This is a genomic window from Marinomonas maritima (genome assembly GCF_024435075.2).
GTDB lineage: Bacteria > Pseudomonadota > Gammaproteobacteria > Pseudomonadales > Marinomonadaceae > Marinomonas > Marinomonas maritima.
In genome coordinates this window covers 273,469-295,437 of the sequence record NZ_JAMZEG020000004.1, presented here as the reverse complement: position 1 = coordinate 295,437, position 21,969 = coordinate 273,469, and the positions used below count along the sequence as shown (strand labels likewise).

The following is a 21,969-nucleotide window of genomic DNA, read 5'->3' as shown; positions in this document are numbered from 1 at the left end:
GCGGGTATGGTATAGTGGTTATTACCTCAGCCTTCCAAGCTGAAGAGGTGGGTTCGATTCCCACTACCCGCTCCAAGATGCTCATGTAGCTCAGTTGGTAGAGCACACCCTTGGTAAGGGTGAGGTCGGCAGTTCAAATCTGCTCATGAGCTCCAGCTTATCAAAACAAAAGATAGGTGGTTTAACCGCCTTTTTTATTGTCTGTTTTTTGGGCAGGTACCCTTGCTAGCTTTTGCTTTTTTAGGTATCATCCTCCGCCCATACGAATGTAGGCCAATAGTTCAATTGGTAGAGCACCGGTTTCCAAAACCGGCTGTTGGGGGTTCGAGTCCCTCTTGGCCTGCCATCTTTCGTATCCTATTTTTAAGTTAGGGATCACCTGAAGTATGAGTTCTAATGCTGAAGCTCAAGCATCTCGTGGAGATGTGTTTAAGTGGGCAATTGTTGTTCTACTAGTTGCGGTAGGCGTGATTGGTAATAACTATTATTCTGCTGAGTCACTATTGTATCGCTTGATTGCTATCTTGGTGTTGGCTGGTGTTGCTGGTTTTATTGCGTTACAAACTGTGAAGGGTAAGTCTTTTTTTACTTTGGCAAAAGAAGCTAAAACCGAAATTCGCAGAGTTGTATGGCCGACCAGGCAAGAAACCACGCAAACAACGTTGATAGTGTTAGCGGTTGTTGTTTTTATGTCTCTCGTACTGTGGGGAGTGGATTCGTTCCTTGGTTGGGTCGTTTCCTCGGTAATTAGTTAGGAGTTGCTCGTGACCAAACGATGGTATGTAGTACAGGCGTACTCAGGGTACGAAAAGCACGTAATGCGTTCGCTTACTGAGCGAGTGCAGGTTATGGGGCAGGAAGAGAATTTTGGTGAGATCTTGGTTCCAACCGAAGAGGTTGTTGAAATTCGAGATGGTAAGAAACGCAAGAGCGAAAGAAAGTTCTATCCAGGTTATGTATTGGTTCAAATGGAGATGAATGACGCTTCTTGGCATTTAGTTAAGGCTACTTCTCGCGTGTTGGGTTTTATTGGTGGTACAAAAGATAAACCATCGCCAATTACGACTCGTGAAGCAGATGCCATTTTACAGCGTGTTAGTGATGGTGTTGACAAACCTCGTCCTAAGACATTGTTTGAAGTGGGTGAGGTTGTTCGCGTTAGTGAAGGTCCATTTGCTGATTTCAATGGTGTTGTTGAAGAAGTTGATTACGATAAGAGCCGAATCAAGGTGGCAGTGCTTATTTTTGGGCGCTCTACGCCAGTTGAATTGGAATTTAGTCAGGTCGAAAAGGCCTGATTTTGTTGAACGGGTAGCCTTAGGGCAGTGACCCATTTGGAGTTGAAAGATGGCTAAGAAAGTCCAAGCTTATATCAAGCTACAAGTTAAAGCGGGTCAAGCGAACCCAAGTCCACCAGTTGGTCCAGCACTTGGTCAACATGGTGTGAATATCATGGAATTCTGTAAAGCGTTTAATGCCAAAACACAAGGTGTTGAGCCAGGTCTTCCTACACCAGTTATTATCACTGTATACAGTGACCGTAGTTTCACTTTCGAAACTAAGTCTACACCTGCTTCTGTTCTTCTTAAGAAAGCAGCGGGTCTGAAAAGTGGTTCTCCACGTCCAAATACTCAGAAAGTTGGTACGGTTACTCGTGCGCAGCTAGAAGAGATTGTTGTTGCTAAGCAGGCTGATCTAACTGCTTCAGATATGGATGCGGCAGTTCGTACTATCGCTGGTAGCGCACGCGCTATGGGTCTAGACGTAGAAGGTGTTATCTAATGGCTAAATTAACGAAGCGCGCTCGCTTGATCGCGGAAAAAGTAGAAGCAACAAAATTGTACTCTGTTGAAGAGGCTGTTGCTCTTTTGTCTGAGCTTTCTACTGTTAAGTTCAAAGAGTCTGTCGATGTGTCTGTTAACCTAGGCGTCGATCCTCGTAAGTCTGATCAGGCTGTACGTGGTTCTACAGTTTTGCCTAATGGTGCTGGTAAAGATGTTCGTGTTGCTGTGTTTGCGCAAGGTGCAAATGCTGAAGCTGCGAAAGAGGCCGGTGCAGATGTTGTTGGTTTTGAAGATTTGGCTGAGCAAGTTAAAGCTGGCAATCTAGATTTTGACGTGGTTATTGCATCTCCGGATGCGATGCGTATCGTTGGTCAACTTGGTCAAATTTTAGGCCCACGTGGTCTAATGCCTAACCCTAAAGTTGGCACAGTAACGCCTGATGTTGCGACTGCAGTGAAAAATGCAAAAGCAGGTCAAGCTCGTTACCGTACAGATAAAAATGGTATCATTCATGCGGCGGTTGGTTCTATTGAATTCGCTGCTGATGCTATCAAAGGAAACCTTGAGGCACTTTTGGCTGACTTACGTCGTGCTAAACCTGCTTCTTCAAAAGGTGTCTACATGAAAAAAGTGACTATGTCCTCTACAATGGGACCTGGTCTACAAATTGATTTAGGTACACTTAGTTCGACTAAGTAAGTATTTAAATCATGCGCTTTGGGGTCTGTCTTCATTAGTTTGTTGAACAGGCCGTCAAAGACCGCAGGAGCCTTTTGAGGGTTTAATGAAACGTTGAAAAATGTTTGTCCTGCGCAGATGGTGTGGCCCGATTCAGATTTACTGGATCTAACTCACCAGCAAGTACTTCGAGTAATCGAAGAGTTGGTAAAAAATAGGGGAATTTATTCCCTGCTAATCCAGGAGAAAACCAGTGGCATTAGGTCTAGAAGACAAAAAAGCCATTGTCGCCGAAGTTAGCGAAGCTGCTAAAACTGCATTGTCTGCGGTAGTTGCTGATTCTCGCGGTGTTACCGTGAGTAATATGACAGCACTACGTAAAGAAGCGCGTGAAGCGGGTGTTTATGTGCGTGTAGTACGTAACACTTTGGCTCGCCGTGCAGTTGAAGGCACTGACTTCGAATGTCTAACTGAGAGCTTTGTTGGTCCTACGTTGATCGCTTTCTCTAACGAGCACCCAGGTGCGGCAGCTCGTTTATTGAAAGCGTTCGCGAAAGCGAACAGCAAGTTTGAAGTGAAGGCGTTGGCGTTCAACGGTGAGTTGATCCCAGCTGGCGACATTGATCGTTTGGCAACACTGCCTACATACAACGAAGCTATTGCGAAACTGATGAGTGTTATGCAGGGCGCAACAAGCAAGTTTGTACGTACTCTTGCGGCAGTTCGCGATCAAAAAGAGCAAGAAGCGGCGTAATTCAATTTACCCACTACTTTTTGAAACAAAATTTTATCACCTTCGGGTGATTTGAAAGAATGCTAGGAATCTGAGTCATGGCTCTAACTAAAGAAGATATCATCAATGCAGTAGCAGAAATGTCTGTAATGGACGTTGTTGAACTAATTTCAGCAATGGAAGAAAAATTCGGTGTAACTGCAGCTGTTGCTGCTGCCGGTCCTGCTGCTGACGCTGGTCCTGCTGCTGAAGAACAAACTGAATTTGACGTTATTCTTACTGCCGCTGGCGATAAGAAAGTTAACGCAATCAAAGCTGTTCGTGCAGCGACTGGTCTTGGCTTGAAAGAAGCTAAAGCTATTGTTGACGGCGCTCCAATGGCTGTTAAAGAAGGCGTTTCTAAAGAAGATGCTGCCGCTCTTAAAGCAGCTCTTGAAGAAGCTGGTGCATCTGTCGAAGTCAAGTAATGATACTTGTATTTCCAGATTTCGACCAATAGTCGAAATGGCTGGTGACTTTTTGTCACCGGCCTTTTTGGGTTTCTAAAACTCAGATAAAACTTAAAAGAATTTTTCAAGTGGGAGATAATGCTCCCATAAATGGTAAGGCCTGATTTGGGCCTTTTGCGTCAATGTGCACAAGCTGGGGAATGCTGATGGCTTACTCATACACTGAGAAAAAACGTATCCGTAAGGATTTCGGTAAACTGCCGCCCGTTTTGGATGTGCCATACTTGCTGGCAATTCAGCTTGAATCCTACCGTAATTTTCTGCAAGAAGGTAAAAGTCTTGCGGAGCGTGGGGAATTAGGTCTGCATGGGGCTTTTAAATCTGTCTTTCCAATGGTTAGCTTTTCTGGTAGCGCGGCGCTTGAATACGTCGATTATCGTTTAGGTAAACCTGTATTTGATGTTAAAGAGTGTCAGTTGCGCGGTGTTACTTATGCGGCTCCTCTTCGCGTTAAAGTTCGACTCATCATTTATGATAAAGAGTCCTCTAACAAAGCGATTAAAGACATTCGCGAGCAAGAAGTCTACATGGGTGAAATACCGCTCATGACAGATAATGGTACCTTTGTAATTAATGGGACTGAGCGTGTTATCGTTTCTCAATTACACCGCTCTCCTGGTGTGTTTTTTGATCACGATCGTGGTAAGACTCACTCTTCAGGTAAATTACTACATTCTGCTCGTATTATTCCTTACCGTGGTTCTTGGTTGGATTTCGAGTTTGATCCAAAGGATTGCGTATTTGTTCGTATTGACCGTCGCCGTAAGTTGCCGGCAACTATTTTGTTGCGCGCTTTGGGATACGGAACGGAACAGATACTAGATGCATTTTTTGAGTCCACTCGTTTCTATTTGAAGCGTGATGGCTTTGAGATGGATTTGGTTGCGAATCGTCTGCGTGGTGAAACAGCATTATTTAATATTGCTGATGCGAATGGCGAACTGATCGTAGAAGAAGGTCGTCGTATTACTGCTAAGCACATTCGTGTGATGGAAAAGGCAGGTCTTGAGCGTTTGTCTGTACCGCTTGAATATATGCTTGGCAAAGTAACGGCTAAAAACCTAGTTCATCCTGCGACAGGCGAGTTGATTGCAGAAGCAAATACTGAACTTTCTGTTGATTTACTAGAGGCCTTGGTTGCTTCTGGAATCACAGAAGTGGATACGCTTTACACGAACGATTTAGACAACGGTCCATTTATTTCTGACACGCTGCGTATTGACCCAACGAGTAATCAGTTGGAAGCGTTGGTAGAAATTTATCGCATGATGCGTCCTGGCGAGCCGCCAACCAAAGAGTCGGCTGAAGGTCTGTTTCAAGGTCTGTTTTTCACGGAAGACCGCTATGATCTATCGGGCGTTGGTCGAATGAAATTCAACCGCCGCTTAGGTCGTGATGAAGATACTGGCCCAGGCATTTTGGATAATGATGACATCGTTGCTGTGCTAAGAACCTTGCTGGATATCCGTAATGGTAACGGCATGGTTGATGACATCGATCACTTGGGTAACCGTCGAGTTCGTTCTGTTGGCGAAATGGCTGAGAACCAATTCCGAGTTGGCCTTGTGCGCGTCGAGCGTGCAGTGAAAGAGCGTCTGTCTATGGCAGAAGCTGATGGCCTAATGCCACAAGATCTTTTAAATGCGAAGCCTGTTGCTGCTGCAATTAAAGAGTTCTTTGGTTCTAGCCAATTGTCTCAGTTTATGGACCAAAATAACCCGCTTTCTGAAGTGACGCACAAGCGTCGTGTTTCAGCGTTAGGGCCTGGCGGTCTTACGCGTGAGCGTGCTGGGTTTGAAGTTCGTGACGTACACGCCACTCACTATGGTCGTGTTTGTCCAATCGAAACGCCGGAAGGTCCAAACATCGGTTTGATTAACTCGCTATCAACTTACGCGCGTACCAACAGCTACGGCTTCTTGGAAACGCCTTATCGTAAAATTGTTGATGGCAAGATGACAGATGATACCGTTTATATCTCTGCGATCGATGAAGCAAAATATGTTATTGCTCAAGCGTCAGCGAATGTTGATAGCGAAGGTCGTTTGGTTGATGAGTTGGTTCAGGTGCGTCATATGCACGAAACCACTTTGATTCCGAAAGAAAAAGTAAATCTAATGGACGTGTCTCCTCGTCAGGTTGTTTCAGTGGCGGCGTCTTTGATCCCGTTCCTTGAGCATGATGATGCTAACCGTGCCTTGATGGGATCGAACATGCAGCGTCAAGCTGTGCCGACGCTTAAGGCAGATAAGCCTGTTGTTGGTACTGGCATGGAGAAAAACGTTGCTAAAGACTCAGGTGTTTGTATCGTCGCTTCTCGTGGCGGTGTGATTGAGTCTGTTGATGCTAGTCGCATCGTTGTACGTGTGAACTCAGAAGAGACTATCGCTGGTGAAGCGGGTGTGGATATCTACAACCTGACGAAATACGTGCGCTCTAACCAGAATACATGTATTAACCAGCGCACTTTGGTTATGAAAGGTGAGAAGGTTGCTTCTGGCGACATTATGGCTGATGGGCCTTCTGTTGATATGGGTGATTTAGCGCTTGGTCAAAACATGCGTATCGCTTTCATGCCTTGGAATGGTTACAACTTCGAAGACTCGATTCTAGTCTCTGAGCGTGTTGTTGAAGAAGATCGCTTCACTTCCATTCATATTCAAGAGCTGACATGTGTGGCTCGTGATACGAAGCTTGGGCCAGAAGAAATTACTTCTGATATCCCGAACGTCGGTGAAGGTGCGCTTTCTAAACTGGATCAATCCGGTATCGTTTATATAGGTGCTGAAGTAGAGCCAGGTGATATTCTAGTTGGTAAAGTAACACCTAAAGGTGAAACTCAGCTGACGCCTGAAGAGAAGCTTTTGCGAGCTATCTTTGGTGAGAAAGCGTCTGACGTGAAAGACACGTCTCAGCGCGTTAAGACAGGTACACGCGGTACAGTTATCGATGTGCAGGTCTTTACTCGTGATGGCATTGAAAAAGATGATCGTGCTAAGTTTATTGAAAAGTCGCAACTTGATCAGGTTCGTAAGGACTTGAACGAAGAGTTTCGTATTGTTGAAAAAGCGACGTTCGAACGTTTGGCTGAAACACTCGTTGGTCAGCAAGCGGAAGGCGGTCCTGGTTTAGCTCGAAACGCGATTATTACGGAAGAATACTTGTCTAATTTAGATCACCCTGAGTGGTTTAAAATTCGTGTTGCTAATGAAGAAGCGAGTGATCAGCTTGAAAAAGCACAAATCGCTTTGATTGAGCGCCGTAAAGAACTTGATGCTAAATTCGAAGATAAAAAACGTAAAGTTCAAACTGGTGATGACCTAGCACCTGGCGTTCTTAAGATCGTTAAAGTGTACGTTGCTATCAAACGCCGTATTCAGCCTGGTGACAAGATGGCTGGTCGTCATGGTAACAAAGGTGTCATTTCTAAGATCATGCCAGTGGAAGATATGCCGTACGATGAAAACGGAGATCCAGTTGATATCGTATTGAACCCGTTGGGTGTTCCATCGCGTATGAACGTTGGTCAGGTTTTGGAAACTCACTTAGGTGCGGCGTCTAAAGGCTTGGGTCGTAAGATCAACGAAATGCTTATTGTAGAGCGTGAGAAAGCAGAAGCCGTTGCAGAGCTGCGAAGCTTCCTTGATGAAATTTACAACGGTTACGAAGGCGATTTGCGTTGTGCGCGTACGGAAGATTTAGACAGCTTTACAGACGAAGAAATTTTAACCTTGGCGTCAAACCTAACGGGTGGCGTGCCAATGGCGTCTGGTGCCTTTGATGGTGCAAAAGAGTCTGAAATCAAACGGATGTTGCGCTTAGCTGGAATCAACGAAAGCGGTCAAGTTAAATTGTTTAACGGCCGTACTGGTGATGCTTTCGAGCGACCTGTAACCGTCGGTTACATGTACATGTTGAAGTTGAACCACTTGGTTGACGACAAAATGCACGCACGTTCCACAGGTTCTTACAGCTTGGTTACTCAACAGCCGTTGGGTGGTAAAGCTCAGTTTGGTGGGCAGCGTTTTGGTGAGATGGAAGTATGGGCGCTAGAAGCATACGGTGCCGCTTACACTCTTCAAGAAATGCTGACTGTGAAATCTGATGATGTGAATGGCCGTACGAAGATGTATAAAAACATCGTCGATGGTGATCACAGAATGGAACCTGGAATGCCTGAGTCCTTCAACGTATTGGTGAAAGAGATTCGTTCTCTTGGTATCGATATCGAGCTGGAAACCGAATAAGCACGAATCACATTTGACCTGCTGGGGAGCAAGACTCCCTGGCCTTACGAGTGGGGCGAATAATACATGAAAGACTTATTAGGTCTTCTGAAATCACAAGGACAATCTGACGAGTTTGATACGATCCGTATCGGCTTGGCGTCACCAGATATGATTCGTTCATGGTCTTACGGCGAAGTTAAAAAGCCGGAAACCATTAACTATCGTACGTTCAAACCAGAACGTGACGGCTTGTTCTGTGCCAAAATCTTTGGTCCTATCAAGGACTATGAGTGCTTGTGTGGTAAATATAAGCGTTTAAAACACCGCGGTGTTATTTGTGAGAAGTGTGGCGTTGAAGTGGCTCTGTCTAAAGTGCGTCGTGAACGCATGGGTCATATTGAGCTTGCATCGCCTGTTGCTCACATTTGGTTTTTGAAATCTCTTCCGTCACGTATTGGTCTTATCATGGATATGACGTTGCGTGATATTGAGCGTGTTTTGTACTTTGAGTCTTTCATCGTGATTGACCCAGGTATGACGACGCTTGATAAAGGGCAGTTGATGAATGACGAGCAATACTTTGAAGCGCTAGAAGAGTTCGGTGACGAATTCGATGCCCGCATGGGCGCTGAAGCGGTTCAGATGTTACTTCGTGATTTAGACATGCCTGTCGAAATTAACAGCATGCGTGAAGAGCTGAACAGTACAAATTCCGAAACTCGTATTAAGAAGCTGTCTAAGCGTCTTAAGTTAATTGAGGCATTTTTTCATTCAGGCAACAGCCCTGAGTGGATGGTGTTGGATGTGTTGCCAGTGCTTCCGCCAGATCTTCGTCCGTTGGTGCCTCTTGAAGGTGGCCGTTTCGCGACGTCTGATTTGAACGACCTTTACCGTCGTGTAATTAACCGTAACAACCGTCTAAAACGACTACTAGAGCTGTCTGCTCCAGATATCATCGTACGTAACGAAAAGCGTATGTTGCAAGAATCTGTTGATGCCTTGCTTGATAATGGTCGTCGTGGTCGCGCTATTACGGGTTCTAACAAGCGTCCTTTGAAATCTTTGGCAGATATGATCAAAGGTAAGCAAGGTCGTTTCCGTCAGAACTTGCTAGGTAAGCGTGTTGACTATTCTGGTCGTTCTGTAATCACGGTTGGTCCATCACTGCGTTTACATCAGTGTGGCCTACCTAAGAAAATGGCACTTGAGTTATTCAAGCCATTCATTTTCTCTAAACTTGAGCTTCGTGGCATGGCGACGACGATCAAAGCGGCGAAGAAAATGGTTGAGCGCGAAACGCCTGAAGTGTGGGATATTCTTGAAGAGGTTATCCGCGAACATCCTGTCATGTTGAACCGTGCGCCAACACTTCACCGTTTGGGTATCCAGGCGTTTGAGCCTATGTTGATCGAAGGTAAAGCGATTCAGTTGCACCCACTTGTGTGTGCGGCCTACAACGCCGATTTCGATGGTGACCAAATGGCGGTCCACGTTCCATTGACAATTGAAGCTCAGCTAGAAGCCCGTGCTTTGATGATGTCTACGAACAACATCCTATCGCCAGCAAACGGCGAACCTATCATTGTGCCTTCTCAGGACGTTGTATTGGGTCTGTATTATATGACTCGTGAGAAAATCAATGCTAAAGGTGAAGGTATGGCGTTTGCTGACATCAAAGAAGTGCATCGTGCTTTTGGTGCGAAGCAAGTTGAATTGCACGCCAAAGTTAAAGTGCGTATTAGCCAGGTTGATACGACACTTGATGGCGACAAAGTGCCTTCTACTTTCATCGTAGACACCACTGTTGGTCGTGCGCTCTTGTTTGATATCGTGCCAGATGGCCTCCCTTTCTCTGTTGTAAACCAAAGCATGAAGAAAAAGGCGATCTCTAACCTGATTAACGAGTGTTATCGTAAAGTTGGCTTGAAAGAGAGCTGTATTTTTGCGGATCAGTTGATGTACACAGGTTTTGCTTATGCAACGTATTCAGGTTGTTCTGTTGGTGTGGATGATTTTGTTATTCCGCCAGAAAAAGCAGCAATCATTGCTAAAGCAGAAGCGGAAGTAAAAGAAATCGAATACCAATACGCGGATGGTCTTGTAACGCAAGGCGAGAAGTACAACAAGGTAATCGATTTATGGTCTCGTACTAACGAAACTGTTACTGAAGCGATGATGAAAAACTTGGCAAAAGAAACGACTGTCAATAAAGCGGGCGAAACGGTTGATCAACAATCTTTTAACTCGGTTTATATGATGGCTGATTCTGGCGCCCGTGGTAGTGTCGCTCAGATGCGTCAGTTGGGTGGTATGCGTGGTTTGATGGCGAAACCAGATGGTTCCATCATTGAAACGCCGATCACTGCGAACTTCCGTGAAGGTCTATCGGTACTTCAGTACTTTACCTCCACACACGGTGCTCGTAAGGGTCTTGCTGATACAGCATTGAAAACGGCTAACTCCGGTTATTTGACGCGTCGTCTTGTTGATGTTGCTCAGGATTTGGTTATCACTGAAGTAGATTGTGGTTCCACCAACGGTATTACCGTGGCAGCTATGATTGAAGGTGGTGATGTTGTTGTTCCGTTGGGTCATCGTGTACTGGGTCGTGTTATTGCCCAAGATGTGATTGATGCAAAAGGCAACGAAATTCTTCCTGCTGGCATTTTGATTGATGAACATAATGTTCGTACGATCGAAGCGGCGGGTATTGATGAAATGCTCATTCGCTCTGTAATCACATGTAATACACGTCATGGTGTATGTGCTAAGTGTTACGGTCGTGATTTGGCTCGTGGTCATCAAGTGAATATTGGTGAAGCAATTGGTGTTGTGGCAGCACAATCCATTGGTGAGCCAGGTACTCAGTTGACGATGCGTACCTTCCACATCGGTGGCGCAGCATCTCGAGCGTCTGCAGTAGACAGTGTTCAAGTTAAGAGCGCCGGTACTGTTCGCTTTAATAAGATGAAGAGTATTGAGCGTCACACTGGTCATTTGGTTGTTGCATCGCGTTCTTCTGAATTGGCCATTGCGGATGAAGCGGGTCGTGAGAAAGAGCGTTATAAGCTTCCTTATGGTGCCGTATTAAGTGTGCGTGAAGGTGATCAAGTAACTGCAGGTCAAATCGTAGCAAACTGGGATCCACATACACACCCAATCGTTTCTGAGATGGAAGGTCGTCTTGAGTTTAGCGGTATGGAAGAGAACGTGACGATTCGTCGCCAATCTGACGAAATGACTGGCTTGACTACAATTGAAATCTTGGAAGTGCGCGATCGTCCTTCAGCGGGTAAAGATCTACGCCCAATGATTGCGGTTGTTGATGCAGAGGGTAATCCTGTATTGATACCGGGTACGGACTCTCCTGTACAGTACATGTTGCCTGAGAAAGCTCTGTTGAGTTTGGATCATGGCGCAACAGTTAAGTCTGGTGAGGTTCTTGCTCGTATTCCTCAAGAATCGATTGGTAACAAAGACATTACCGGTGGTCTACCACGAGTGGCTGACCTATTTGAAGCCCGCCGTCCGAAAGATCCTGCTGTTATGGCAGAAACAACGGGTGTTGTGAGCTTCGGTAAAGAGACAAAAGGTAAGATCCGTTTGGTTATCACGCCACAAGATGGTAGTGATCCAATTGAGACATTGATTCCTAAGTGGCGTCAAATCAACATCTTTGATGGTGAAGAAGTGGCAAAAGGCGAAGTAATCGCCGATGGTCCTTTGAGTCCTCATGATATCTTGCGTCTTCAGGGTGTAGAGGCTTTGGCCGACTATATTACTAACGAAGTGCAAGAAGTTTACCGCTTACAAGGCGTTGTGATTAACGATAAGCACATTGAGGTTATTGTTAACCAAATGCTACGTAAAGTAGATGTTGGTGAGTCTGGTGATACAGATCTTATCCAAGGTGATCAGGTTGAATTTACCAAATTGTTGGATGCGAATGAAAAAGCAGAAAACGAAGGTAAATTCCCAGCGAAGTACGAACGTGTGCTTCTAGGTATCACGAAAGCTTCTTTGGCGACTGAGTCCTTTATATCGGCAGCATCTTTCCAAGAGACAACTCGAGTTCTTACGGAAGGTGCGGTAACTGGTAAGAAAGATCACTTACGTGGCTTGAAAGAAAACGTTGTTGTAGGTCGCTTGATACCAGCTGGTACAGGTTTGGCTTATCACAATGAGCGCAAGCGTAAAAAAGAGCTTGCGCAAGCAGCGAAGGAAGGAAGTGCAACAATTAGTGCCTCTGATGTAGAAGAAGCGCTAAGTGCAGCACTGAAAGACTAGTTATTTGCTGCTAAATCGCAAGGGAGGTGGTTTTTTAGTCGCCTCCCTATTGACTGTTTTATAGGCGCAAATTAAACTTGCGCCTCCTTAATTTTGGCGATTTCCGTCATAAGAATTGGAATTGTGGAGCTTGTCTAATGGCAACCGTTAACCAGTTGGTTCGTAAACCACGTAAACGTAAAGTGGCAAAGAGTGACGTTCCTGCGTTACAAGCTTGTCCGCAACGCCGCGGTGTCTGCACTCGCGTATATACTACTACACCTAAAAAGCCTAACTCGGCTTTACGTAAAGTATGTCGTGTTCGCTTGACTAACGGCTTCGAAGTTACTTCATACATCGGTGGTGAAGGTCACAACCTACAAGAACACAGCGTAGTGCTGATTCGTGGCGGTCGTGTAAAAGATCTACCGGGTGTTCGTTATCACACAGTTCGTGGTAGCTTGGATACTTCAGGCGTACAAAATCGTAAGCAAGGCCGTTCTAAGTACGGTACTAAGCGTCCTAAGTAAGCTAACGCTGCTTAATTCATCGTTTAGAAATAATTTTTTAATACAGTAAGGCCGAGCAATAATTACATTGTCTCGGGCGAACCTGAAGAGGATATAGCTATGCCTAGAAGACGCGTCGTCGCTAAGCGTGAAATCCTTCCGGATCCTAAACACGGAAGCCAACTTCTCGCTAAATTTATTAACCATGTAATGGTTAGTGGTAAGAAATCTGTTGCAGAGAGCATTGTTTATAATGCGCTAAATACTGTTGCAGCGCGTGCTAAAACAGATGAGCCAATGGCTATCTTTGAAAAAGCGCTAGAGTCTATCCAGCCAATGGTCGAGGTTAAATCTCGCCGTGTTGGTGGTGCGACTTATCAGGTTCCTGTTGAGGTACGCCCAGTTCGCCGCGCAGCATTGTCTATGCGTTGGTTGGTTGATGCTTCTCGTAAGCGTGGTGAAAAATCCATGGCTCTACGTCTTGCAGGCGAGATTCTAGATGCTGCTGAAAATAAAGGTTCTGCAGTTAAGAAACGTGAAGACGTTCATCGCATGGCAGAAGCTAACAAAGCATTCTCTCACTACCGTTTCTAATTATCCGGAGAAGGATACACAGTGGCACGTAAAACACCTATCAACCGCTACCGTAATATCGGTATTGTTGCGCATGTTGATGCAGGTAAAACGACGACGACTGAACGCATTCTTTTCTATACTGGTTTGTCTCATAAAATTGGTGAGGTGCACGATGGTGCGGCAACAATGGACTGGATGGAGCAAGAGCAAGAGCGCGGTATTACGATAACTTCAGCGGCAACAACTTGTTTCTGGAGTGGGATGAATAAACAGTTTGAGCAGCACCGTATTAATATTATTGATACGCCTGGGCACGTAGATTTTACTATTGAAGTAGAGCGTTCTTTACGTGTTCTGGATGGTGCTGTTGTTGTGCTTTGTGGTTCTTCGGGTGTGCAGCCTCAAACTGAGACGGTTTGGCGTCAAGCAAACAAGTATGAGGTTCCTCGTATGGTGTTCGTCAATAAGATGGACCGTACGGGGGCTGATTATTTGTCTGTTGTGCGTCAGCTAAAAACTCGCCTTGGTGCGAACGCTATTCCAATTCAAATGAATATCGGTGCTGAAGAAGACTTCAGTGGTGTGATTGATTTGATATTGATGAAAGCTGTAATGTGGAATGAAGAAGATCAGGGGATGACGTTCTCTTTAGAGGGAATTCCTGCTGAGCTACTTGATGATGCATTAGAGTTGCGTGAGCAAATGATTGAGGCTGCAGCGGAAGCGAATGATGAGTTGATGGAGAAGTACCTTGAAGAAGGTGAGCTGACTGTCGATGAAATCAAAAGCGGTTTGAGGGCTCGCACGTTAGCCAATGAGATAGTCTTGGTGATGTGTGGTTCGGCCTTTAAAAATAAAGGCGTGCAGGCTGTTTTGGATGCTGTTGTTGAATATTTACCTTCTCCGCTTGAAGTTAAGGCGATAGAGGGTACGCTTGAAGATGGTGAAACGGTTGTTAATCGTGTTGCGAGTGATGAGGCTCCGTTCTCAGCGCTGGCTTTCAAGATTGCAACAGATCCATTTGTAGGCACATTGACATTTATTCGTGTGTATTCTGGGATGTTGCGTTCTGGTGATGCGGTTTATAATTCTGTAAAGCAGAAGCGTGAGCGCATTGGTCGGATGGTTCAGATGCACGCTAATAATCGCGAAGAAATCAAAGAAGTTTTTGCGGGAGATATTGCCGCTGCTGTAGGTATGAAGTATGTAACTACGGGTGATACGCTTTGTGATATGAGTGATGTCGTTGTGCTGGAGCGTATGGAGTTTCCAGAGCCTGTTATATCCGTTGCGGTTGAGCCTAAGTCTCAAGCGGATCAGGATAAAATGGGTGTTGCGCTGGGTAAGCTGGCGCAAGAAGACCCTTCGTTTCGTGTAGAAACACATGAAGAGACGGGTCAAACAATTATTTCCGGTATGGGGGAGCTGCACCTTGATATACTTGTTGACCGTATGCGTCGCGAGTTTAAGGTGGAGGCAAACATTGGTAAGCCTCAGGTTTCCTATCGGGAGAAAATTCGCAAAGAGGTGGTGGTTAATCACAAATTTGTGCGTCAATCCGGTGGTCGTGGTCAATACGGTCACGTCGTAATGAAGTTGATCCCAACTGATAAAGATGGGCTTGAGTTTGTTAACGAGATTGTTGGTGGTGCTATTCCTAAAGAATACATCCCTGCAATAGAGAAGGGTGTTTCGGAGCAGATGAAGAACGGCGTAATTGCTGGATACCCTTTGTTGGGTATTAAGGTTGTGTTGTTCGATGGTTCATTCCATGATGTTGACTCTAATGAAATGGCCTTTAAAATTGCAGCTTCTCAGGGGCTAAGAAAGGGGGCGGCTGATGCTGATCCCTGTGTTCTTGAACCTGTAATGAAAGTGGAAGTTGTAACTCCTGAAGAATACATGGGTGATGTGATGGGAGACCTGAATCGTCGTCGAGGTATTGTTCAGGGGATGGACGATTCCCCGTCAGGGAAGATTATTCGAGCTGAAGTTCCTCTTGGGGAAATGTTTGGATATGCAACTGACGTGCGCAGCTTGTCGCAAGGGCGTGCAAGTTATGCAATGGAGTTTGAGAAATACGCTGAAGCACCGGCTAGTGTGGCAGACGCGATCATCAAAAATGAAGATTAATCATCATACTTACTAATTCTTAAGGTGTATGTATCATGGCAAAGAGTAAATTTGAACGTAATAAACCACATGTTAACGTTGGCACTATCGGTCACGTTGACCATGGTAAAACAACTCTAACTGCAGCATTGACTCGTGTATGTGCAGAAGTATATGGCGGTACAGCTGTTGCTTTTGACGGTATCGATAATGCTCCTGAAGAGCGTGAGCGTGGTATCACTATCTCGACTTCTCATGTTGAGTATGATTCACCTGCACGTCACTATGCACACGTAGATTGTCCTGGACACGCCGATTATGTTAAAAACATGATCACTGGTGCTGCTCAAATGGACGGTGCGATTCTAGTATGTGGCGCGACTGACGGTCCTATGCCTCAGACTCGTGAACACATCCTTCTTTCTCGTCAAGTAGGTGTTCCTTACATCGTTGTTTTCTTAAATAAAGCTGATTTGTTGGCTGAAGACTGTGGTGGTGCGGATTCTGAAGAATACGCTGAAATGCTAGAGTTGGTTGAGATGGAATTGCGTGACCTTCTTTCTGAATACGACTTCCCAGGTGATGACACTCCAATTATTCCTGGTTCTGCTTTGATGGCGTTGAATGGTCAAGATGATAATGGCATGGGTACGACAGCAGTGACGAAACTAGTTGAAACGCTAGATTCTTACATTCCTGAGCCAGAGCGTGCTATTGATGGTGCATTCTTGATGCCTATCGAAGATGTGTTCTCTATCCAAGGTCGTGGTACGGTTGTTACTGGTCGTGTTGAACGTGGCATCGTCAAAATCCAAGAAGAAGTTGAAATTGTTGGTATCGTTGATACTACTAAAACAACTTGTACTGGCGTAGAAATGTTCCGTAAGCTTCTTGATGAAGGTCGTGCTGGTGAGAACTGTGGTATCTTGTTACGCGGTACTAAGCGTGAAGATGTTCAGCGTGGCCAAGTGTTGGCTAAGCCTGGTTCTATTACTCCTCACACTGAGTTTGAAGCAGAAGTTTATGTGTTGGGTAAAGATGAAGGTGGTCGTCATACGCCATTCTTTAAAGGTTACCGTCCACAGTTTTACTTCCGTACAACTGATGTAACTGGTGCTTGTTCTCTTCCTGAAGGCGTAGAAATGGTTATGCCTGGTGATAACATTCAAATGACTGTTGCTCTAATTCACCCAATCGCAATGGACGAAGGTCTACGTTTTGCGATTCGTGAAGGTGGCCGTACAGTTGGTGCTGGTGTTGTAGCTAAAATCCTTAAGTAATTAGATATCTGTATCTTGTTGCTTTGATTTGAAAAAAGGCTGCCCGTGCTGGGTGGCCTTTTTATTTTGTGGTTTATTTTGTTTGTTCAGAAATTGGTTACTTGACAACCACTTTTTGAATGGCTAATATTCGCCGTCCTTAAAAAAGGATTGTGGCTTAATAAATGTACAGTTAAGTCATACAAAACATAGTATTTGGAGTTGGAAATGCAAAGCCAAAAAATTCGTATTCGTCTGAAAGCATTCGATCACCGTCTGATTGATGCTTCAACACAAGAAATTGTGGACACAGCGAAACGTACAGGTGCGCAAGTACGTGGACCGATTCCACTTCCTACTCGTAAGGAACGTTATACAGTATTGATTTCTCCACACGTTAACAAAGATGCGCGTGATCAGTATGAAATCCGTACACATAAACGTGTTCTAGACATCGTTGAGCCAACTGAAAAAACAGTTGATGCTTTGATGAAGTTAGATCTTGCGGCAGGCGTGGAAGTACAAATCTCTTTGGGTTAATAGCTCAAAGTTTGGGGTGCGACAACCGACTGGTTATCAGTCGGCTTATGCACATTAGTGGAATGATCTGGAATGATCAGCCGTAGCGGGTGATAGCCCCTTACACAACTGGCAAATGAGGTAAAAAATGACTATTCAATTAGTCGGACGCAAAGCCGGAATGACACGTATCTTCACTGAAGATGGTGTATCCGTGCCAGTAACCGTCATCGAGGTTGAACCGAACCGCGTTACTCAGGTGAAAACAACAGACACTGACGGCTATCAAGCTGTTCAAGTAACTGTAGGTTCTCGCCGTTCGAGCCGCGTTAACAAAGCTGCTGCGGGTCATTATGCAAAAGCGAATGTTGAAGCAGGTCGTGGTTTGTGGGAGTTCCGCCTGGCAGGTGACGAAAAAGAAATCAATGTTGGTGATGAGCTAACAGTTGCTGATTTCGAATCTATCCAAATGGTTGATGTAACTGGTCAATCAAAGGGTAAAGGGTTTCAAGGTGCCATTAAGCGTCATAATTTTAGTATGCAAGACGCTACTCATGGTAACTCGTTGTCTCACCGTGCTCCTGGCTCTATCGGTCAATGTCAAACACCTGGTCGTGTTTGGAAAGGCAAGAAGATGGCTGGCCATATGGGCGCTGCACAAGTTACTACTCAATCACTAGAAGTGGTTCGTGTAGACACAGAACGTAACCTTATCCTAGTGAAAGGTGCCGTACCTGGTGCAGTGAATGGTGATGTTATTCTTCAATCAGCTGTTAAAGCTCGCTAAGAGGGGTAGACAATGAACTTGAATCTAACAGGCTCTGAAGGAACTGTTGAAGTTTCCGATTTAGCCTTTGCTCGTGAATACAACGAGGCGTTGGTCCACCAAGTAGTTACGTCTTACTTGGCTGGCGCTCGTCAAGGCTCACGTGCTCAAAAAACTCGCTCTGAAGTAGCTGGCGGTGGACGCAAACCTTGGAATCAAAAAGGTTCTGGTCGCGCTCGTGCAGGTACTATCCGTAGCCCTTTATGGCGCTCTGGTGGTGTGACTTTTGCTGCGAAACCGCAAGATCACTCTCAGAAAGTGAACAAGAAGATGTACCGTGCAGCAATGCGCACTATCTGGTCTGAACTTGTACGTCAAGACCGTCTTGTTGTAGTTGAAGAGCTGGCATTAGAAGCTCCGAAAACTAAGCTATTCATAGCAAAAATGGCAGAGTTGAATATTGTAAACGCTTTGATTATTTCCAATGAATTGGATGATAATTTATTTTTGGCGGCTCGCAACATTCCTAACGTAGATGTGCGTGATGCAGCATCTATCGATCCTGTTAGCTTGATTGCTTACGACAAAGTGTTGGTGACAGTTGGTGCTCTGAAACAAGTTGAGGAGGCACTAGCATGATCGGCGAACGCATTTATAAAGTTCTGTTGGGTCCACATATTTCCGAAAAAGCAACGATCGTAGCCGAAGGCAATGGTCAGTATGTTTTTCGTGTAACTGGTGATGCAACGAAACCTGAAATCAAACAAGCTATCGAAGCGCTTTTTGAAGTCAAAGTTGAGTCTGTGCATACGTTGAACCATAAAGGTAAAACTAAGCGTACAGTTCGTGGTCTAGGTAAGCGTAAAGACGTGAAAAAAGCGTATGTACGTTTGGCCGAAGGTCAAGACATTGATTTCATGGTCGCTGAATAAGGGGAGATAGGTCAATGGCTGTTGTAAAAAGTAAGCCAACGTCTGCAGGCCGTCGTCACGTTGTTAAGGTTACTAACAACGATTTGCACAAAGGCGCACCATATGCACCTTTGCTTGAAAAGAAAAGCAGATCGGGTGGACGTAACAATAACGGGCGCATCACTACGCGTCACGTAGGTGGTGGTCATAAGCAGCATTATCGTATGGTTGATTTTCGTCGTAACAAAGACGGTATTCCTGCGGTAATTGAGCGTTTGGAGTATGATCCAAACCGTTCTGCAAATATTGCATTGATTAAATATGCTGATGGTGAGCGTCGTTACATTATCGCTTCCAAAGGTATGGTGGCTGGCGCTGTTGTTTTTAGTGGTGCAGATGCCCCTATAAAAGCAGGTAATACTTTGCCTCTGCAAAATATTCCTGTTGGTAGTACGGTGCACTGTATTGAGCTTAAGCCAGGTAAAGGTGCACAAGTTGCGCGCTCTGCCGGTACTTCTGCTCAGCTGGTTGCTCGTGAAGGTCGCTACGTTACACTTCGCCTACGTTCAGGTGAAATGCGCAAAGTATTGACTGAATGTCGCGCTACATTGGGTGAAGTATCAAACTCTGAGCATAGCTTACGAGTTCTTGGTAAAGCTGGTGCTACGCGTTGGCGTGGTGTTCGTCCTACCGTTCGCGGTTCGGCGATGAACCCAGTTGATCACCCACATGGTGGTGGTGAAGGTCGTAGCAAAGGTGGTCGTCACCCAGTTACACCATGGGGTGTGCCTACTAAAGGGTACAAAACACGCAGCAACAAGCGTACTGATAAACTTATTGTACGTCGCCGTACTAAGTAATAAGAGGAAACGACTGTGCCACGTTCACTAAAAAAAGGTCCTTTTATCGACCTTCATTTGTTGAAAAAGGTAGAGGCTGCGGTAGAGAAAAAAGATCGTCGTCCAATTAAGACTTGGTCGCGCCGTTCTACTATCTTCCCTGATTTTGTAGGGTTGACTATCGCTGTCCATAATGGTCGCCAGCATGTTCCAGTTATTGTAACTGAAGACATGGTCGGTCATAAATTGGGTGAGTTCGCTCCGACCCGTACATATCGTGGTCATACTGCGGACAAGAAAGCCAAACGGTAATAAGGGGTATTAAATGAGTGAAGTAAAAGCTTCATTGAAGGGTGCTCGCCTCTCAGCGCAGAAGGCCCGTTTGGTTGTAGATCAAATCCGCGGTAAATCTGTTAGCGAAGCGCTGAACATTTTAACGTTCAGTCCTAAGAAGGCGGCAGTAATTGTCAAAAAAGTACTAGAGTCTGCTATAGCTAACGCTGAGCATAACGAAGGTGCTGATGTAGATGACTTGCGCGTTTCTACGGCTTACGTTGATGAGGCAATGACTCTGAAGCGTATCATGCCACGTGCCAAAGGCCGTGCTGACCGTATTTTAAAACGCGGTTGTCATATAACAGTTAAAGTCGCTGACTAATTAGGAGAAACCCAATGGGTCAGAAGGTTCATCCAACTGGTATACGCCTAGGGATAGTTAAAGATCATACTTCTACTTGGTATGCGAATAATCAAAACTACTCTAAGCTACTATTAAATGATCTTCAGGTTCGTGAGTACTTGGAGAAAAAATTGGTCCAGGCTTCTGTATCTCGTATTGAGATTCAGCGTCCTGCTCAGACCGCTCGTATTACTATTCATACTGCCCGTCCGGGTATTGTGATTGGTAAGAAGGGCGAAGATGTTGAGAAACTGCGTAATGCTGTTTCTGAGATGATGGGCGTTCCTGTTCACATCAACATCGAAGAGATTCGTAAGCCTGAAATGGACGCTAAATTGGTTGCGGCAAATATCGCAAGCCAACTAGAGCGTCGCGTTATGTTCCGTCGTGCTATGAAGCGCGCCGTACAGAACGCCATGCGTGCAGGCGCGAAGGGTATCAAGGTTCAGGTAAGTGGTCGTTTAGGCGGTGCAGAAATTGCACGTGCTGAGTGGTACCGTGAAGGCCGTGTGCCTCTACATACACTACGTGCTGACATCGACTACTCCCCTTATGAAGCTCTTACAACTTACGGCATTATTGGCGTAAAAGTGTGGATCTTTAAAGGCGAAATCTTGGGCGGTATTGAACAAGTGCGAGCTGACAAAGGCGCACAAAAGAAGAAGTCTAAGTAGGGGGTAAGTCATGTTACAACCGAAACGTACTAAATTCCGCAAAATGCAGAAAGGTCGTAATCGCGGTCTTGCTCTTCGCGGAAATCAGGTTAGCTTTGGTGAATTCGGATTAAAGTCCACAGAGCGTGGGCGTCTTACTGCTCGTCAAATTGAAGCGGCGCGTCGTGCAATGACTCGTCACATCAAGCGTGGTGGTAAAATCTGGATTCGTGTATTCCCTGATAAGCCGATTACTCAAAAACCTCTAGAGGTTCGTCAGGGTAAAGGTAAGGGTAATGTAGAATACTGGGTTGCACAGATTCAGCCTGGCAAGATGCTTTATGAAGTTGAGGGCGTTTCAGAGCAACTAGCACGCGAAGCTTTCGCACTAGCTGCTGCTAAACTACCTTTGTCCACAACTTTCGTAACGCGTACGGTGATGTAGATGATAGCAAAAGAACTGCAAGAAAATTCTGTAGCAGAGCTACAGGCGACCTTAATTGAGCTTTTGCGTGAGCAATTTACATTGCGCATGCAGAAGGCCACTGGTCAGCTGACGCAAACTCATTTGCTTTTGCAAGTCCGCCGCAATATCGCACGCGTTAAAACCGTGCTAAATGATAAGGCAGGTAACTAAAATGGCAGAAACAAAAGCGCGTACAGCTACTGGTAAGGTAGTCAGCGACAAAATGGATAAAACCATTACAGTACTAGTTGAGCGTACAGAAAAACATCCTCTTTACGGTAAGTTTGTACGTCGTTCAACTAAATTACACGCTCACGATGAAAACAATGAGTGCCAGATTGGTGATACTGTTAAGGTCGTAGAAACACGTCCTTACTCTAAGTCTAAGACTTGGAACCTGGTTCAAGTTGTTGAGAAAACAGCGGCTGTATAAGCTGCTTTTTCCTTCGTGAGACTTGTTATCTAACTTGATTGGAGAGCA

The 21,969-nt window shown here is 45.3% G+C and carries 23 protein-coding genes and 3 tRNA genes; all 26 read left to right on the top strand.

Annotated elements, in window-relative coordinates; genetic code table 11:
- The 26 genes from M3I01_RS16570 (at position 1) to rpsQ (ending at position 21,921) form a co-directional block, all read left to right on the top strand.
- Positions 1–75: transfer RNA gene (locus tag M3I01_RS16570), tRNA-Gly, on the top strand.
- A gap of 4 nt (positions 76–79) precedes the next feature.
- Positions 80–155, top strand: a tRNA-Thr gene (locus M3I01_RS16565).
- 115 nt (positions 156–270) lie between these two features.
- Positions 271–346 (top strand) — tRNA-Trp (locus M3I01_RS16560).
- A 40-nt stretch (positions 347–386) separates the two neighbouring features.
- Positions 387–755, top strand: coding sequence for a preprotein translocase subunit SecE (secE, locus tag M3I01_RS16555; protein ID WP_112135191.1), 369 nt, complete (start codon positions 387–389; stop codon positions 753–755).
- Positions 756–764: 9 nt separating this feature from the next.
- Entirely contained in the window at positions 765–1,298 is a 534-nt protein-coding gene (gene nusG / locus M3I01_RS16550; protein ID WP_255897023.1) for a transcription termination/antitermination protein NusG, read from the top strand.
- A gap of 49 nt (positions 1,299–1,347) precedes the next feature.
- Positions 1,348–1,782: a 50S ribosomal protein L11 gene (rplK, locus tag M3I01_RS16545; protein WP_112135187.1), complete on the top strand. Its 435-nt coding sequence runs from the start codon at positions 1,348–1,350 to the stop codon at positions 1,780–1,782.
- On the top strand, positions 1,782–2,483 hold the full coding sequence (gene rplA / locus M3I01_RS16540) for a 50S ribosomal protein L1 (protein WP_255897020.1): 702 nt from the start codon (positions 1,782–1,784) through the stop codon (positions 2,481–2,483). The genes rplK and rplA overlap by 1 nt, the downstream gene beginning before the upstream one ends.
- A gap of 232 nt (positions 2,484–2,715) precedes the next feature.
- Positions 2,716–3,216 carry a 50S ribosomal protein L10 gene (rplJ, locus tag M3I01_RS16535; protein ID WP_255897019.1) on the top strand — a complete coding sequence of 167 codons (501 nt, stop codon included), beginning with the start codon at positions 2,716–2,718 and terminating at the stop codon, positions 3,214–3,216.
- A 77-nt stretch (positions 3,217–3,293) separates the two neighbouring features.
- Positions 3,294–3,662 (top strand): 50S ribosomal protein L7/L12, encoded by a 369-nt coding sequence (rplL, locus tag M3I01_RS16530; RefSeq protein ID WP_112135182.1) that lies wholly within the window; start codon positions 3,294–3,296, stop codon positions 3,660–3,662.
- A gap of 188 nt (positions 3,663–3,850) precedes the next feature.
- Positions 3,851–7,951, top strand: coding sequence for a DNA-directed RNA polymerase subunit beta (gene rpoB / locus M3I01_RS16525; protein WP_275565197.1), 4,101 nt, complete (start codon positions 3,851–3,853; stop codon positions 7,949–7,951).
- Between the two features lie 66 nt (positions 7,952–8,017).
- A complete protein-coding gene (gene rpoC / locus M3I01_RS16520; RefSeq protein WP_275565196.1) occupies positions 8,018–12,220 on the top strand; it encodes a DNA-directed RNA polymerase subunit beta' in 4,203 nt (1,400 codons plus the stop codon).
- A gap of 137 nt (positions 12,221–12,357) precedes the next feature.
- Entirely contained in the window at positions 12,358–12,729 is a 372-nt protein-coding gene (rpsL, locus tag M3I01_RS16515) for a 30S ribosomal protein S12 (RefSeq protein ID WP_013659444.1), read from the top strand.
- 99 nt (positions 12,730–12,828) lie between these two features.
- On the top strand, positions 12,829–13,302 hold the full coding sequence (gene rpsG / locus M3I01_RS16510; protein ID WP_112135177.1) for a 30S ribosomal protein S7: 474 nt from the start codon (positions 12,829–12,831) through the stop codon (positions 13,300–13,302).
- Between the two features lie 21 nt (positions 13,303–13,323).
- Positions 13,324–15,417: an elongation factor G gene (gene fusA, locus M3I01_RS16505; protein WP_255897017.1), complete on the top strand. Its 2,094-nt coding sequence runs from the start codon at positions 13,324–13,326 to the stop codon at positions 15,415–15,417.
- Between the two features lie 35 nt (positions 15,418–15,452).
- Positions 15,453–16,676 carry an elongation factor Tu gene (gene tuf, locus M3I01_RS16500; RefSeq protein ID WP_255897016.1) on the top strand — a complete coding sequence of 408 codons (1,224 nt, stop codon included), beginning with the start codon at positions 15,453–15,455 and terminating at the stop codon, positions 16,674–16,676.
- Positions 16,677–16,883: 207 nt separating this feature from the next.
- Positions 16,884–17,195 carry a 30S ribosomal protein S10 gene (gene rpsJ, locus M3I01_RS16495; RefSeq protein WP_012071937.1) on the top strand — a complete coding sequence of 104 codons (312 nt, stop codon included), beginning with the start codon at positions 16,884–16,886 and terminating at the stop codon, positions 17,193–17,195.
- 127 nt (positions 17,196–17,322) lie between these two features.
- Entirely contained in the window at positions 17,323–17,961 is a 639-nt protein-coding gene (gene rplC / locus M3I01_RS16490; protein ID WP_255897014.1) for a 50S ribosomal protein L3, read from the top strand.
- Between the two features lie 12 nt (positions 17,962–17,973).
- Entirely contained in the window at positions 17,974–18,579 is a 606-nt protein-coding gene (rplD, locus tag M3I01_RS16485) for a 50S ribosomal protein L4 (protein ID WP_255897013.1), read from the top strand.
- Positions 18,576–18,872 carry a 50S ribosomal protein L23 gene (rplW, locus tag M3I01_RS16480; RefSeq protein ID WP_112135167.1) on the top strand — a complete coding sequence of 99 codons (297 nt, stop codon included), beginning with the start codon at positions 18,576–18,578 and terminating at the stop codon, positions 18,870–18,872. The genes rplD and rplW overlap by 4 nt, the downstream gene beginning before the upstream one ends.
- Before the next feature lie 14 nt (positions 18,873–18,886).
- Positions 18,887–19,711 carry a 50S ribosomal protein L2 gene (gene rplB, locus M3I01_RS16475; protein ID WP_112135165.1) on the top strand — a complete coding sequence of 275 codons (825 nt, stop codon included), beginning with the start codon at positions 18,887–18,889 and terminating at the stop codon, positions 19,709–19,711.
- Between the two features lie 15 nt (positions 19,712–19,726).
- Positions 19,727–20,002 carry a 30S ribosomal protein S19 gene (rpsS, locus tag M3I01_RS16470; RefSeq protein WP_112135163.1) on the top strand — a complete coding sequence of 92 codons (276 nt, stop codon included), beginning with the start codon at positions 19,727–19,729 and terminating at the stop codon, positions 20,000–20,002.
- Between the two features lie 13 nt (positions 20,003–20,015).
- A complete protein-coding gene (gene rplV, locus M3I01_RS16465) occupies positions 20,016–20,348 on the top strand; it encodes a 50S ribosomal protein L22 (protein ID WP_012071931.1) in 333 nt (110 codons plus the stop codon).
- Between the two features lie 14 nt (positions 20,349–20,362).
- Complete coding sequence (rpsC, locus tag M3I01_RS16460; protein WP_176336543.1) at positions 20,363–21,043, top strand: 30S ribosomal protein S3; 681 nt, start codon at positions 20,363–20,365, stop codon at positions 21,041–21,043.
- Positions 21,044–21,053: 10 nt separating this feature from the next.
- Positions 21,054–21,467, top strand: a complete 414-nt coding sequence (rplP, locus tag M3I01_RS16455; RefSeq protein ID WP_024023522.1) for a 50S ribosomal protein L16 — start codon at positions 21,054–21,056, stop codon at positions 21,465–21,467.
- Positions 21,468–21,659: a 50S ribosomal protein L29 gene (rpmC, locus tag M3I01_RS16450; protein ID WP_112135159.1), complete on the top strand. Its 192-nt coding sequence runs from the start codon at positions 21,468–21,470 to the stop codon at positions 21,657–21,659.
- A 1-nt stretch (position 21,660) separates the two neighbouring features.
- Positions 21,661–21,921, top strand: coding sequence for a 30S ribosomal protein S17 (gene rpsQ, locus M3I01_RS16445; protein WP_255897009.1), 261 nt, complete (start codon positions 21,661–21,663; stop codon positions 21,919–21,921).
- Positions 21,922–21,969 lie beyond the last annotated feature (48 nt).